Origin of the sequence: Bryobacter aggregatus MPL3, from assembly GCF_000702445.1 — a bacterium.
GTDB classification, from domain to species: domain Bacteria; phylum Acidobacteriota; class Terriglobia; order Bryobacterales; family Bryobacteraceae; genus Bryobacter; species Bryobacter aggregatus.
Genome location: NZ_JNIF01000004.1, coordinates 963,415 through 976,589, shown reverse-complemented (window position 1 = coordinate 976,589; position 13,175 = coordinate 963,415). Strand labels below are relative to the sequence as shown.

Genomic DNA, 13,175 nt, shown 5'->3' with positions numbered 1-13,175 from the left:
GCGTGAAATTGCTGATCTGGATTGTTTTCAGTGGATTGCTGCTTCTCACTGCGGCAGAAGAGACGAGAACATTCACGGTCATGCAAAAGCGCTGGTGGGCAATCCAACCGCTTGCAAAAGCACCGCTGCCCATTGTGAAAACACAGGGCTGGGCGAAGAACGAAATCGATGCCTTCGTACTGGAAAAGCTGGAGGCAAAAGGCCTCAGTCCGAATCCTGCTGCGGACAAAGCCACTCTGCTCCGCCGCGCCACCCTGGACCTCACAGGTGTCCCCCCAACCCCGGAAGAAGTGCAGCGCTTTCTCGACGACTCGTCATCACAGGCCTGGGAAAAGGTCATCGACCGCCTGCTCGCCTCGCCCGGCTATGGAGAGCGCTGGGCCCGGCACTGGCTGGACATTGCGCGCTATGCCGATTCCGATGGATTCAAGGCCGATGATACGCGCCCCGATGTGTGGCGCTATCGTGACTATGTCATCCAAAGCTTCAATGCCGACAAGCCTTACAACCGCTTCGTCAAGGAGCAGATTGCGGGCGACGAGTTGTACCCCGGCAATCAGGAAGCGCTCATCGGCGTGTCCTTCAACCGCCACTTTCCCGACGAGTACAATGCAGCGCACATCCGCCTGCGCCGGCAGGAACAACTGAACGACATCACCGATGCCGTGGGCTATGCCTTTCTCGGAGTGACGGTAGCTTGCGCGCGCTGCCACGATCACAAGTTCGACCCCATCCTGCACAAGGATTACTACCGGCTGCAGAGTTTCTTCGTCAACACCAGAATCGAGGAAGGTGTCGTTCTCGATCCTCCGGAAAAGCAAGCTGCCTACAAAGCACAGCGGGCAAAGTGGGAAGAGGCGACGCTGAAGATCCGCACAGAGATGGAAAGCCTGTTGCAACCCGCTCGCGATGCGTTTTACAAGGAACGCCTGGAACGCTTTCCCGAAGAGATCCAAGGCATCCTCACCATGAAGCCCGAAGATCGCACTCCCGACCAGTGGATGATGTTCCACAAGGCAGTGCCGCAGGTGCAGTTCACCAACGCAGAAATTGCAGCAAAGCTGAAGGGCGAAAAAGCCGCTCGTTACCGCGTTCTCGATCAGGAATTGAAAGGCTTCGATTCCTTGCAGCCAGAGCCCCTGCAAACGGTGCAGACCATGATCGATGGCTCGAATACGGCCCCCAAGACCTATGTGCTGCGTGGCGGCGCCTGGGACGGCCAGATGGAGGAAGTGCAACCCGGCTTCCTCAGCATCATCGACCCCGGCAATGCCAAGGTCCAGCCCACCGCCAACTCGACAGGACGCCGCAGCGCGCTCGCCAACTGGCTGGCCAGTGCGGACAATCCGCTTTCGACCCGCGTGATGGTGAACCGTGTCTGGCATTATCACTTCGGCCGTGGCATCGTTGGCACGCCCAGCGACTTTGGAGTGATGGGCGAACGCCCCTCGCACAAGGAGCTTCTCGATTGGCTTACCAGCCGTTTCACCCAGGATGACAACTGGAGCATCAAGAAGCTGCACAAGCGGATTCTAGTGAGCGCCACCTACCAGCAGAGCTCCACCAGCCGTGTTGATGCGGCGAAGATCGACCCCGATAATAAGCTGCTGTGGAAGTACTCGCGGCGGCGCCTGGAAGGCGAGTCGATTCGCGATTCCATGCTCTCGGTGAGTGGGCTCTTGAATGCCAGGATGGGAGGCCCCGGCATCTTCCCGCCCCTGCCGGACGGCGCGATGCCCAAGGGTTATAAGCTATGGAACTCCGCTGCCGATGACGAGGCGAGCAATCGCCGCAGCGTCTACATCTTTGTGCGGCGCAACCTGCGCTACCCGATGTTCCAGAGCTTCGACATGCCCGACACGCACGAGAGTTGCGCCCGGAGGCAAACGACGGTGACGCCCGATCAGGCCTTGGAGTTGATGAACGGAAAGCTGATCCAGCAATGGGCGAAATCGCTGGCTTCACGCGTCGAAAACGATCGCGGCATCGACACCCGAGGCAAGGCCGAGCGCGCCATTCGCATCGTATATTCACGGACTCCCAAGCCCGAAGAACTGGACCAGGCGGCCAGCTTCCTCGCGAAGCAGGAGAAGATCGCAGGCAGCCCGGAAGCTGCGCTCGAAGATCTCTGCCACACGCTCCTGAGCTCCAACGAGTTTCTGTATATCAACTAGAGAAGGGATCCTGAATGTCACTGCACAAGCGCCGGCAATTCCTGATGCAAGGTGGAAGCGGATTGGCTGCGATGGCCTTCTCTTCGATGCTCGCGGCGGAACAGAATCCCAAGCCCCACCACACGCCCAAGGCGAAGGCCGTCATCTTCCTGTTTATGGAAGGCGGGCCCAGCCACATCGATCTGTTTGACCCGAAGCCGAAGCTCAATGAGTTGCACGGGCAACCTATGCCAGCTAGCTTTGGCAAGCTCATCACCGCGATGGGCACCGGCAACAACTCGCTGCTCGGCTCACCACGCAAGTGGAAGCAGTATGGCCAAAGCGGCACCTGGGTCAGCGACTGGTATCCGCACATCGCCAACCATGCCGACGACCTGGCGATTGTCCGTAGTTGTGTTGCCGACGGCTTAAATCACGTCGGCAGCGTCTGCCAGATGAACACGGGCGATATTCTCGCCGGCCGCCCCAGCATGGGGGCCTGGATCAACTATGGCCTGGGCAGCGCCAACACGAATCTGCCCACCTTTACCGTGTTGATCGACGACAGAGATCCGCTTGGCAACACGAAGAACTGGTCTGCCGGTTTTCTTCCGGCGACGCACCAGGGGACGCTGTTCCGCCAGGGTGACACGCCGATCCTGAACACAAAACTGGGCCTCGGACAGACGCCCGAACGCCAGCGCAGCAAGCTCGATTTCCTCTCGCAACTGAATCAAAACTGGAGTGCGGACAAGCAGGAAGACTCAGAACTGGATGCGCGCTTGAAAAGCTACGAGCTGGCCTACAAGATGCAGGCCGCGGGCCCAGAGGCGGTCGATCTCAGCCGGGAGAGCGAAGAGACCAAATCGCTCTACGGTCTGGACGAGGCGGCAACAGCAACCTTTGGCCGCAACTGTCTGCTGGCGCGCCGTCTGGTCGAGCGCGGCGTCCGCTTTGTCGAACTCTACTGCGGCTCGGGCAGCGGCTGGGACGCGCACAACAATATCGAAGGCAATCACGGCAGATGGTGCAAGGCCTCGGACAAGCCGATTGCCGGGCTCCTCACCGATCTCAAGCGCCGCGGCATGCTCAACGACACGCTGATTGTGTGGGGCGGGGAATTCGGCCGCACGCCGTTCAATGAGAAGGGCGATGGCCGCGATCACAACCCCTGGGGCTTCACGATGTTCTTTGCTGGTGGAGGCGTTCAAGGCGGCCAAACCATCGGCGCCACCGATGAGATTGGCTTGCGGGCTGTGGAAAAAGCCTCGCATGTCCACGACATCCACGCTTCGATTCTCTGGCTGATGGGCCTCGATCACAAACGGCTCACCTACATGCACAACGGGCGAGCCGAGCGGCCCACCATCGTCGGCGGCGAGACGATGGTACCGGAACTCTGGGGCGAAAAGCGTAAGGCCTAGCCCTACATGTACATGCCGCCATTCACCTTCAAAATGTGCCCGGTGATGTAGCTCGCGTTGTCGCTCGCGAGAAAGGCCACAGCGGCGGCGATGTCGTCCGCCTGGCCCAGACGCTTCAACGGAATCAGACTCGTGATGCGTTCCTTCTGCTCGTCGCTCAACACGGCGGTCATGTCGGTCTCGATGAATCCGGGCGTCACCGCATTCACCGTGATGTTGCGGGAAGCAAGCTCCTGCGCCAGGCTCTTGGTCAGCCCGATCAGCCCGGCCTTCGAGGCGACATAGTTCGCCTGCCCAGGATTGCCCATCTCACCCACCACGCTCGCGATATTGATGATGCGGCCCCAGCGCTCCTTCATCATGCCGGACATCACGGCCTGCGCCGCGACAAAGGCGCCGGTCAGATTCGTCTGGATCACCTGGTTCCAATCGTCCATCTTCATCCGCATCGACAGACCATCCTTGGTCACGCCTGCGTTGTTCACCAGGATGTGAATCGGGCCCGCTTCGGCAATCGCCTTCTTGATGCTCTCCTGGATTGATTCAGGAGAGGACAGATCGATCGTGATCGCCAGCGCCTGCCCGCCTTCTTCGCGAATGCTCGCAGCAGCTGCTTCCAGCTTCTCCAGGTTGCGCGCAGCAAGCACCACTTTGTTGCCCGCCTTCGCCAGCGCCTTCGCACAAGCCAAACCAATTCCACGGCTTGCGCCGGTCACCAATGCTGTTCTCGTCGTCACCCTTCCATAATAAAAGGAGATGTCTTACCTCAACCTCTCCGAGTTCCTATCTGCCCTGGAAAAAGCCGGAGAGCTCAAACGCATTCCCTTTGAAGTGGATCCTTATCTGGAGATCACGGAGTTTGCTGACAGGGCGGTCAAGTCCGGAGGGCCTGCGCTGCTCTTTGAGAAGCCGAAGGGATCGAATGTGCCGCTGGCCATCAACCTCTTTGCCAGCGACCGGCGCATGCAGATTGCACTCGGGGTCGATTCGCTCGACGAGATCGCAGACCGCATCACCGACTTCGTGCAGATGAAGATGCCTACCGGCGGCCTGATGAGCAAACTCAAAATGCTGCCGATGCTCGCCGAGGTAGGCAGCTTCTTCCCGAAGGAAGTCTCCACCGGTCCGGTGAAGGAAGTGATCCAGAAAGATAACTTCTCGCTCGACGATTTCCCCATCCTGCATTGCTGGCCCGAGGACGGAGGCCGCTTCATCACGCTGCCGCTGGTCTTCTCAAAGAACCCGGCCACCGGCAAGCGCAACTGCGGCATGTACCGCATGCAGGTCTACGATTCCAAAACCACCGGCATGCACTGGCAATTGCACAAGCAGGGCGCCGACCACTACCGCCGCCTTCTTGCCGAAGGCAAGCAGAAGCGGATGGAGGTTGCCGTCGCTATCGGCGCCGACCCCGCCACGATGTACTCCGCGATTCTGCCCCTGCCGCCGGAGATCGACGAGATGATGGTTGCCGGCTTCTTGCGCTCCAAGCCCGTCGAGATGGTAAAGTGCGAAACCGTCGATCTCGAAGTGCCGGCGCAGGCCGAAATCGTGCTCGAAGGCTATGTGGAGCTCGGCGAACTGCGTACAGAAGGTCCCTTTGGCGATCACACCGGCTACTACTCGCTTGAGGACGACTATCCGGTCTTCCACATCACGGCGATCACGCATCGCAAGAAGCCCACCTACACGGCCACTATCGTCGGGCCGCCTCCGATGGAGGATTATTGGATGGGCAAGTCGATCGAGCGTGTGTTTCTGCCGCTCATGAAGCTGCAGATTCCAGAGGTGCGCAACATCTCAATGCCCGCCGAAGGGGTCTTCCACAACCTGATGCTGGTGAGCATTCGCAAGGCTTATCCTGGCCACGCGCGCAAGGTGATGCACGCCATCTGGGGCCTGGGCCAAGCGATGTTCACCAAATGTATTGTGGTGGTGGACGAGGAGGTCGACGTGACGAACTATTCGGAAGTCGTTTGGAAAGTGTTGAACAACATCGACCCGCAACGCGACATCGAGTTTGCGCTCGGCCCGATCGATTCGCTCGACCACTCTAGCCGTCTCCCGAACTTCGGGTCCAAAATGGGCATCGACGGCACCAAGAAATGGGTCAGTGAAGGCTTCACCCGTCCCTGGCCGCCCGTCATCACCATGAATCAGGATGTAAAACAAAAAATTGATCAGATGTGGAAGCAAGCGGGAATGACAAAGTGATAAACTGAAAGAGTTGTTGCGGTGCCCATAGCTCAGTTGGTAGAGCGCCGGATTGTGATTCCGGATGTCACGGGTTCAAGCCCCGTTGGGCACCCCAAAAACTCTTCATTCCAATACATCGATCCTTCGTTTCTTGTAGCGGCTCCCCTCGGGAGCCGCTTTTGCATTTAGACCGAGAGTGCGCGCCAGGCGTCAGCCATTCTCTTATAAAGAGCGCGTGCCGTCTCCAGACTCACCCGTCCAAAGCGAATCTCCTCCCGCGGCCGCAGTTGGCCAAGCACCTCGAGGTCGGCACGAATGACAGACCCCAGAATCGGATAGCCACCTGTCGCCGGATGATCCGTCCCCAGCACTTGAGGGATCCCCGAGGGAGGCACCTGAATCGCTCCATGCCAGGCACCCGTGCTGAGAAGCGGTTCGCGCGGCGCGGATAGTTGCAGGCCATCGATACGAATCGCCATCCGGCTCGACAATTCTGTCACCTTGTAGGAGGTGCCGAGAAAGAGCGACATCGACTCCGGTGGAAAGAGAGACGCATGTGGTCCATCCACAATGCGCAACACCTTCGCACTTCCATTGAGAAGCGGGCTATGCGGGTGCTCCCTCAGAAAGCGGGGCGGGGCAGCGACGGGAAGTGCAAGTTTGAGTTCCGCGCCACGTTCCAGCTTCTGTCCACCGAGCCCGCTTTGCACATGGGTTGCCGCACTCCCTTGCCAGCGGGTGATCTGGATGCCCCCATTGCAGGCGATATAGCCCCGCAGCCCCGTGCGGCAATAGTCGCCCTGTAGCGTCGAACCAGCCCGCACTTCAATACTCTGATGCATCGAAATCGGGCGGCCATCGAGACGCCAGCCAAAGTCGGCGCCGCTAATTCCGATGCGAGTTGCGCCGGTAAACAGGAGCCGCGCCGGTTTCATGGTCACTTCAATGCCCGGTTGCGGCTCATCGTTGCCCGCCAGATAATTTGCTTCAAAATAGCTGACGCTCGCCATCGGGCCCGCTTCGCTCAGGCCGTAGCGAGCGAGTCCAAAGCGAGGTTGGTCCTGGATCGTGGTGAGAAAGCCAGGGTCAAGAATGCGGATACCGGGATTTACCATGCGGATGGGTTCGAGGGATAAAAGCGAATCTGGGCGCCAATCGAGAACAGTGAAAAGTTCGTCCGAGCGGTGTCAATCACCTTGAGCGGTGTCCGCCCGAGGATGCGCCAGCCACCAGGAGACTCCGTCGGATAGATGCCGGTCTGGACACCCGCAATCGCCACGCTGCCAGCCACCACCTTCGTGCGTGGCGTACTCAGCCGGGAGAGGCTCCACTTCGCCGGCCAACCTTGCAGATAAGCAAAGCCGGGCAGAAAGCCAAAGAAAGCCACCGAGTAGGTCTGGTCGCAATGCGCCTGCACCAATTGCGAAACGCTCATCTTCAACAAGTCAGCCGAACTATGCAAATCGGGGCCATATTCCCCGCCATAGAAGACCGGAACCTCCATCTGTTGCGGAATTGGAAGTTCAATTTGACCAATCTGCTCCAGGCAAAATCTCACGTGTTCCTCAACATTTTCCGGGCTCAGTTGCAGTGGATCAAACTCGATGAGGAGATTCGAGTACGACGGGGTGATCTCTTCAATGCCAGGAACCGTCGAGCGGTCCAGCAGGGCTACCAGCCGATGGACGCGCTGCACGATATCAGGTCGAACCTCTGAGCCTTGTCCGGAGCCAAACTCGACAAGGACTGCAGCCTCGCAGGCTTGGCGAAACGATACGTCCATGTCTTCTATTGTCGTCTCGAATGCTAGTTCACGGTGTCGCCTTCGATCGGAATGTAGATATCAAATTCAGAATCGGATGCGTCGGCATGGAAACGCGAGTCATAGACTTCGAAATGGGGAGCCGCCCGGAGCCGGGTTCCGGATTGCAGCAGCCATACCTGATAGATGGCACGGAGCGTCTTGGGGTACTCCTGAAGAAGCCCCACATGAGTGAATACGGCATGCAGTCCGGCCGGAATTCGATGTTCCGACATGCCGTCAGGAATCTCTTGCGACTCCGCGGCTTCTACACCTGCTGTATACAACAGCTCTCCCGGCCGGGCATCTTCGCTTTCCAGGCATTCCGACAGACCAAAGGTATTCAGGCTCGGACGATCCTTAATTTCGGCAGCGCGAGCCATGAATCTGGCCCACAACGCCGGAATGACCTCTGGCGCATTGCCCTCAGGCGTCAGGATGGAGAAGAAAGGAGCACTGAGGCCGAGGATTCGCTTGGAACCGATGGAGATGAACTTGGGATGCATGACAGTACCGGAAACTCTATTCCCTTTGTTCTATCAGGTTTGCTTGAGAGAATATCGCCGAAAAGCTAAAATGACGAACCAATGAGCAATCCATTCGGTACTGAAGAGATGGCGGCTGGCTATGCGAATTCCCGGCCGGCGGTACATCCGCTTGTCATGGCAAAAGCTTACCAGGCACTAGGCCGGCCCCGGCCTTTCTATCGGGCGCTCGATGTGGGCTGTGGCGCGGGTGTTTCGACGAGAGCTCTCGGTGGCTTAGCCGAGCATCGCATCGGCATGGAGCCGGCCGAGGCGATGCTGCGTTGGACCAGCTCCGTCGCTCCCAGTGCCGATTTTCTGGTTGGCACGGCAGAGTCGATTCCAGTCGCCGATCGCTGCGTCGATCTGATCAGTGCGGCAGGTTCCTTGAATTACGTGAAGCTCGTTCCGTTCTTTGAGGAAGCGGCACGCGTTCTGGCCCCCACTGGTGTGCTCGTCGCCTACGATTTTTCTCCGGGAAGAAGCTTTCGACATTCGGATAGATTGGACCAATGGTTTGGCGATTTTGTGAATCGCTACCCCTGGCCCCTCTCCGAGGCCCGCACCCTCAGCCCCGAGATTCTCGGCGGTCTGGATTTCGGCTTCCAGTTACAGAAGGCAGAGGTCTTTGAGATTGGGGTACGCCTCGATCCAGCCTTCTATCTGAACTACATGCTGACGGAGACAAACGTCGCCGCGGCCGTACGCCGTGGTGTCGAACTCGATTCCATCCGGCAATGGTGCTCAGAGACATTGGCGCCGGTGTGGGATCACAAGCCGCACGAAGTCCTGTTTCGCGGCTATTACGCGTGTCTGACGGCACTGCCCTCCTAGAAGTAAGGAGCACCAAGCCGGTTCAGCTGCACATCAGTCATCGTGAGAAGTGCGGCCAAACGTCCAGCTAGGCTCTGGATTGAGTCCACAAACTGTTGCACTTCTTCGTCTCTTGCCGTTTCGAGCCAAAGCCCGACCACCAGGTAGGTTGCATTTCGATCGATAGCCATCCATAGACGTGAAACTTCGAGACTGACCTCCTTCTGGCCGGAGTGAAGCGAAGCCTGGAGCAATCGCTGATAGGCCACATCTCGACTGTAGGCGGGCAGCTCAGCGTCTGGATCCTTTGTCCTTGCGGCGATCAACAGTTGGGCAAACTACATGGCGAACTGCAACTGTTGCCGGCTCTCGGCCATCTGCCCAGCCTTCGCCTGTGCCGTAGCAAGGGCCGTCGTCACCCAGAACGTTCCAAAGGGAAGATCTGGCACGGCGGCGATCAGTGCTTTTGCCTTGGCAAAGTGGAGATCGGCCTCTAAGGGCTTGCCCGCTTGGACGAAGGCCCGGCCCATGAAAACGGCAGCCTCCGCTTTGGCCAGGGAGAGATCGGAATCGCTTTCCGGTATCTCCGCCACCCTCATCGCCGCCGCTGGCAAGTCGCGCTGCCCAATCCCAAAAAGAACTGCGCTGGCAGACCAGAGCATGCGCTGGAAGGCAGTGGTCGCTGGATCGTCCATCGGCTGCACTGCTTTCGGGTCGCCTGCGGCGATGCGCTCGAAGAGTTTCTTCAGGAAATCCCGATTCTGCGCCGTGCGGACTTCCTCTTTGAAGCCGGATCGCGGAATCCTTCGATCTGAACCGGAAAGGACGGAGTGAGATCGTCCTTTGGAGCAGGGCGCTGTGTTGTTTCGCCTTTCATCGTGAGTAAGCGGGGAGGGTCGTCTAAGAAATACTTCTGATTCCGGCCGATCCCGTCCAGGGCCTGCTTGCGAAGCGCAGGGTTGGGAATCTGAGCCGAAAGTTCTAGCGCTCGGTCCAGTGGCCGCAACGCTTCGTCCCGCTTCCCCATCCTCCACAGAAAGTCAGCAGCGCTCACCACTGCATTGGTTCGCTAGGAATCGTCGCAATATCCCGTAAGGCTCCCGGTAGATCTCCAGAAACCAGGCGTGCAGTCCAGATCGCATAGGGAACTGCCGCCTGCTTCCCAAACGCGCGCTTGGCATCTTCGAGATATCCGGCCCGCGCATAAATCCGGCCTACCCAGTCAAGGCTCTTCAGTCGCTGCTCCCAATTGGGTATCGACAGGGCCAGCTTTTCTGCCTCACGAAGTTGCAAGCGCAATTCCGGATAGAGATCTAAAGCGGTCTGAGCTTGTGCGTAGCAGTGAAAAGAAGAAAAAGTATGAAGCGAAACATCGGTAGTGATTAGAGATTCGGAACGCCGTCGAGAAAAGCGCGATCTTTTGCAAGTGCGATGAAGGCATCGGTTCTTTGTTGCGGATCTTTGATTTGCCGCGCGAAGAGTGTGGCAGGCTCGACCATGCCTGCCTGGAGCCAGCTATTCACGATGGAGGTCGCCGCATCGGTGGCATCCTGGGACCAAAGCGCCGACACCTTTTGCGCGAAAGCCAGATGATTCACCTCAATTGCTGCAATCAACATAGCCCGGTATCCCTCGTCCCGATAATGAACTCCAGAAGGCTTAGGATAGGAGCCGCCTTTGGGTGGAGTCGGAAAGAGAGGCAATCGCCGTCCATACTCGACAGCCAGTTCGAAACTCCGTGCGCTCTCCGTGCTCATACCATACCGGGCCTGGACGGCAGCCATTCCGGTCAGTACCATGGTCTGTCCCCAGACAAGATCGGGCGCTGATTGCACATGAGCAGTGGCAGCCGAGAAGGCGGTCCGTGCCCGGTCCAAATTCTTCAAACGAAGCCATTCCGCGCCCACCGCACGCATCGCTTCTGCCTTTGCCAAACGGGTATCAGGCGTGCTTTCCGGAATCTGATTGGCGAAGGATTCCGCGGCCTCCGGCTGATGCAGCTGAATGAGAATGTGTTCGATACAGGCAAAGCCGAGGGTCTTCTGAAAGGGGGTTTGCGCCGACTCAAGCAGTGCATTGAGCCCTTCGCGATCCTGCGCCCGCATTCTCTCGAAAAGCCGCTCCAGAAGATCATTGTCCGCCTTGGACTGGCTGGACACGGTCTTCGAGTCGCGACTCCGAAAACCATCGGTCGTAATGGGGAAGGGAGCAACTGGCGAAGCACCGGGCAGAGACCGCTCACGGGGTGTCGGAACAGCAGAGAGGCGGTAAGGCGGTTCTTCGCCGAGATAGCTGATGTTTCGAGTGATGGTCGCCTGATTATTGGCGCGGTGTCCGACGTTTGCATACTTCGGCAGAACGGCGAGAGCAGCCTGATACAAACGCTTGGCTTCTCCGGGCTGCCCCATCTTCCAAGCCACATCGGCAAGAGACATCAGGCTCTGCGCTTTCACTTCCGGGTCTGTCATCGCATTTGCTAACTTCTCGGCATCGGCAGCCCTTCCGTAGACGGCGAAGGCCTTCAAATGCCGAGGCCATCCACTTTCCTCCGCTCCGAAAACTCGATCTGCGTCAGCAAAATAACCAGCCTTCGAATAGAGAGTGGCGATATGATCCCGGGTCCAGCGGGCACGGTCAACAGGCCGCAACTCAGAGAAAGCCGTTTCCGCCTCCCGTAGCAACGCGCGAATCTCTGGATAGACGTCTATCTGAGCAAGGATGGAACAACGGAGAAAGAGAAATAAGAACAGGCCACGGCACATGGGTATCGTGATTTAGCCTAACAAAGAGAGGCTTGTGCTTAGTTTGGAATCTCGATCATCTTCGGAGTGATCTTGTCCTGCTTGTAAGTGGGGCTCACTACCAGTTCGTGCAGCTTATCTTCGGGCAGTGGCGAAGCCGGTTCGGCGGGAATCCGCTCGATGCTTGTGCTGTTATAGAAGCCGCCATAACCCAATCCATAAGCACGGCGATAGGGCCGGACCGTCCGGATACTTCGATTCTGGTGTGTTGGCGCCGGCGGAGGGCCTGAAATCTTCGGCGCTGCGCCGCGATTCGCGGCACTCGCTTCCACCGAGAGGAGCAGGAACAACGTGACCAGCATGCCCTTAGTCTAGAGCATTTGCTATTGGATCGGAACTTCCTTCGGCCCCTCGGGTAAGCCATAGATCATGACGGTCTTACGGACAGGAGCAATCGGTTTTGCGGGCGCCACAGGCATCACGGGCTTCGGCGCTTCCACGGGCTTAGGGGCTTCTGCCACAACCTTTGCCGCAGGCCGACTCTTGAGCAATCCACTCGTCATCAGTTTGTCTAACTCTGCTTGCTCCAGATTCAAAGAAGCGCGGATCATGTTGCCGGATGCGCTCATTTGCAGTGCGTTCTCGAGATCGATGGGAAAAGGTTCCGCGGCAGTCGTATTCATGCGCGTTATCGTCACAACACCTTTGAGCAGATCCAGCATCTGTGTGGCAGCCTTGGGGGTCGTGGTCTGTAGTTGGAGATCGAGCGAGATATCGCGCCGGACAGACATGCCCAGCGAGAAGTTCCGCACTTGGCTCGCCATCTGCGACATCGGATCGGTATTCTTACCCGGAGCCTGGCTCAAGTTCAGAGGCGCCGTGCTTCCGACCAGCCAGAAATCATTCTCCGATTCGAGATTCCGTGCGCGATCAAAAAGGGGATTGGCTTGGGGGTTGAGGTTGGTTTCCATGCGTTCCATCGCAACACGCAAGGGCGCTTCTTCCGCAATCAAAACATTCTTCGAGTCGTAAATCGCAAAGACTGGTTTCCCGTGGGGAAGCTCCGCCTGGAACTGCACCTTCTGGAGGCTGACCGGCCGGTTCTTGCCTGGAGATGGCTTAGGCCGGGGCTGACTCAAGACTTTCGTCTTGCCCCATTGTTCTACCCGCATGCCGTTCTTGGTCCCCAGTTCGATCAACTTGTCCACATCGAACTTTCCCTGCACCAGCAACACAACGTCACTTTGTTGTCCGGCGCCCGGTTTGGCGCCTCTGGAAACCGCGGAAAGGTGTACGGTCTCGATCTGATCGAGAATCGCTTCCAATGGCTTCAGTTCGCCCAGCCCGCCGTGGATCTCCGTCCGGAGCGTAGACCCGATGCTGCTTTTGAGCAGCCATTTGACATCCACCCCGAGCAGGATCTCGGACTGCGGGAACGCAAAGCGATAGTCCGTCTCCGCGTGGAGAATTGCAACGGCGAAAGCAAGAATAGCGAAAGGACGAATCTGGCACATGCTAATGGC

The 13,175-nt window shown here is 58.2% G+C and carries 14 protein-coding genes and 1 tRNA gene; 5 read left to right on the top strand and 10 right to left on the bottom strand.

Annotated elements, in window-relative coordinates; genetic code table 11:
* Nucleotides 1-2: 2 nt before the first annotated feature.
* The gene (locus M017_RS0123965) at nt 3-2,174 is read left to right on the top strand and encodes a DUF1549 and DUF1553 domain-containing protein (RefSeq protein WP_051670809.1); all 2,172 of its coding nucleotides are present in this window, start codon (nt 3-5) and stop codon (nt 2,172-2,174) included.
* 14 nt (nt 2,175-2,188) lie between these two features.
* The gene (locus tag M017_RS0123960; RefSeq protein WP_031500765.1) at nt 2,189-3,577 is read left to right on the top strand and encodes a DUF1501 domain-containing protein; all 1,389 of its coding nucleotides are present in this window, start codon (nt 2,189-2,191) and stop codon (nt 3,575-3,577) included.
* Between the two features lie 2 nt (nt 3,578-3,579).
* Here the strand turns inward: M017_RS0123960 and fabG are convergent, their stop codons facing one another.
* Nucleotides 3,580-4,314, bottom strand: coding sequence for a 3-oxoacyl-[acyl-carrier-protein] reductase (fabG, locus tag M017_RS0123955; RefSeq protein ID WP_031500764.1), 735 nt, complete (start codon nt 4,312-4,314; stop codon nt 3,580-3,582).
* 19 nt (nt 4,315-4,333) lie between these two features.
* On the opposite strand from fabG, the gene M017_RS0123950 reads away from it, so the two are divergent.
* On the top strand, nt 4,334-5,791 hold the full coding sequence (locus M017_RS0123950; protein ID WP_031500763.1) for a menaquinone biosynthesis decarboxylase: 1,458 nt from the start codon (nt 4,334-4,336) through the stop codon (nt 5,789-5,791).
* A 21-nt stretch (nt 5,792-5,812) separates the two neighbouring features.
* A tRNA-His gene (locus tag M017_RS0123945) sits at nt 5,813-5,888 on the top strand.
* Nucleotides 5,889-5,958: 70 nt separating this feature from the next.
* Here M017_RS0123945 and M017_RS0123940 read toward each other — a convergent pair.
* Genes M017_RS0123940 through M017_RS28285 form a run of 3 tightly spaced genes read right to left on the bottom strand, consistent with a single transcriptional unit; the run spans nt 5,959 to nt 8,080 of the window.
* The gene (locus M017_RS0123940; RefSeq protein ID WP_031500762.1) at nt 5,959-6,888 is read right to left on the bottom strand and encodes a 5-oxoprolinase subunit C family protein; all 930 of its coding nucleotides are present in this window, start codon (nt 6,886-6,888) and stop codon (nt 5,959-5,961) included.
* Entirely contained in the window at nt 6,882-7,556 is a 675-nt protein-coding gene (locus tag M017_RS0123935) for a 5-oxoprolinase subunit B family protein (protein WP_035958808.1), read from the bottom strand. Before M017_RS0123935 ends, M017_RS0123940 begins: the two co-directional genes overlap by 7 nt.
* 23 nt (nt 7,557-7,579) lie before the next feature.
* Entirely contained in the window at nt 7,580-8,080 is a 501-nt protein-coding gene (locus M017_RS28285; RefSeq protein ID WP_031500759.1) for a GyrI-like domain-containing protein, read from the bottom strand.
* 81 nt (nt 8,081-8,161) lie between these two features.
* Between M017_RS28285 and M017_RS28280 the strand changes: the two genes are divergently transcribed.
* Nucleotides 8,162-8,932, top strand: coding sequence for a class I SAM-dependent methyltransferase (locus M017_RS28280; RefSeq protein WP_051670807.1), 771 nt, complete (start codon nt 8,162-8,164; stop codon nt 8,930-8,932).
* Here M017_RS28280 and M017_RS29565 read toward each other — a convergent pair.
* The 6 genes from M017_RS29565 to M017_RS0123890 all read right to left on the bottom strand — a co-directional run bounded on the left by M017_RS29565 (nt 8,929) and on the right by M017_RS0123890 (nt 13,166).
* Nucleotides 8,929-9,102 carry a hypothetical protein gene (locus M017_RS29565; protein ID WP_155121597.1) on the bottom strand — a complete coding sequence of 58 codons (174 nt, stop codon included), beginning with the start codon at nt 9,100-9,102 and terminating at the stop codon, nt 8,929-8,931. The two genes, M017_RS28280 and M017_RS29565, sit on opposite strands and share 4 nt — an antisense overlap.
* Nucleotides 9,103-9,249: 147 nt before the next feature.
* Complete coding sequence (locus M017_RS29560) at nt 9,250-9,606, bottom strand: hypothetical protein (protein WP_155121596.1); 357 nt, start codon at nt 9,604-9,606, stop codon at nt 9,250-9,252.
* 355 nt (nt 9,607-9,961) lie between these two features.
* Nucleotides 9,962-10,204 (bottom strand): hypothetical protein, encoded by a 243-nt coding sequence (locus tag M017_RS0123905; protein ID WP_031500754.1) that lies wholly within the window; start codon nt 10,202-10,204, stop codon nt 9,962-9,964.
* An 89-nt stretch (nt 10,205-10,293) separates the two neighbouring features.
* A complete protein-coding gene (locus M017_RS0123900) occupies nt 10,294-11,673 on the bottom strand; it encodes a hypothetical protein (protein ID WP_031500753.1) in 1,380 nt (459 codons plus the stop codon).
* A gap of 38 nt (nt 11,674-11,711) precedes the next feature.
* Entirely contained in the window at nt 11,712-12,014 is a 303-nt protein-coding gene (locus tag M017_RS0123895) for a hypothetical protein (RefSeq protein ID WP_031500752.1), read from the bottom strand.
* 21 nt (nt 12,015-12,035) lie between these two features.
* The gene (locus M017_RS0123890) at nt 12,036-13,166 is read right to left on the bottom strand and encodes a hypothetical protein (RefSeq protein ID WP_031500751.1); all 1,131 of its coding nucleotides are present in this window, start codon (nt 13,164-13,166) and stop codon (nt 12,036-12,038) included.
* Nucleotides 13,167-13,175: the final 9 nt, after the last annotated feature.

Excerpts from the sequence above, each read along its gene's own strand:
- M017_RS0123960 (WP_031500765.1), top strand. The coding sequence starts at position 2,189 with ATGTCACTGCACAAGCGCCGGCAATTCCTGATGCAAGGTGGAAGCGGA.
- M017_RS0123950 (WP_031500763.1), top strand. The coding sequence starts at position 4,334 with ATGTCTTACCTCAACCTCTCCGAGTTCCTATCTGCCCTGGAAAAAGCC.
- M017_RS0123940 (WP_031500762.1), bottom strand. The coding sequence starts at position 6,888 with ATGGTAAATCCCGGTATCCGCATTCTTGACCCTGGCTTTCTCACCACG.
- M017_RS0123935 (WP_035958808.1), bottom strand. The coding sequence starts at position 7,556 with ATGGACGTATCGTTTCGCCAAGCCTGCGAGGCTGCAGTCCTTGTCGAG.
- M017_RS28285 (WP_031500759.1), bottom strand. The coding sequence starts at position 8,080 with ATGCATCCCAAGTTCATCTCCATCGGTTCCAAGCGAATCCTCGGCCTC.
- M017_RS28280 (WP_051670807.1), top strand. The coding sequence starts at position 8,162 with ATGAGCAATCCATTCGGTACTGAAGAGATGGCGGCTGGCTATGCGAAT.
- M017_RS29565 (WP_155121597.1), bottom strand. The coding sequence starts at position 9,102 with ATGGCTATCGATCGAAATGCAACCTACCTGGTGGTCGGGCTTTGGCTC.
- M017_RS29560 (WP_155121596.1), bottom strand. The coding sequence starts at position 9,606 with ATGGACGATCCAGCGACCACTGCCTTCCAGCGCATGCTCTGGTCTGCC.
- M017_RS0123900 (WP_031500753.1), bottom strand. The coding sequence starts at position 11,673 with ATGTGCCGTGGCCTGTTCTTATTTCTCTTTCTCCGTTGTTCCATCCTT.
- M017_RS0123895 (WP_031500752.1), bottom strand. The coding sequence starts at position 12,014 with ATGCTGGTCACGTTGTTCCTGCTCCTCTCGGTGGAAGCGAGTGCCGCG.
- M017_RS0123890 (WP_031500751.1), bottom strand. The coding sequence starts at position 13,166 with ATGTGCCAGATTCGTCCTTTCGCTATTCTTGCTTTCGCCGTTGCAATT.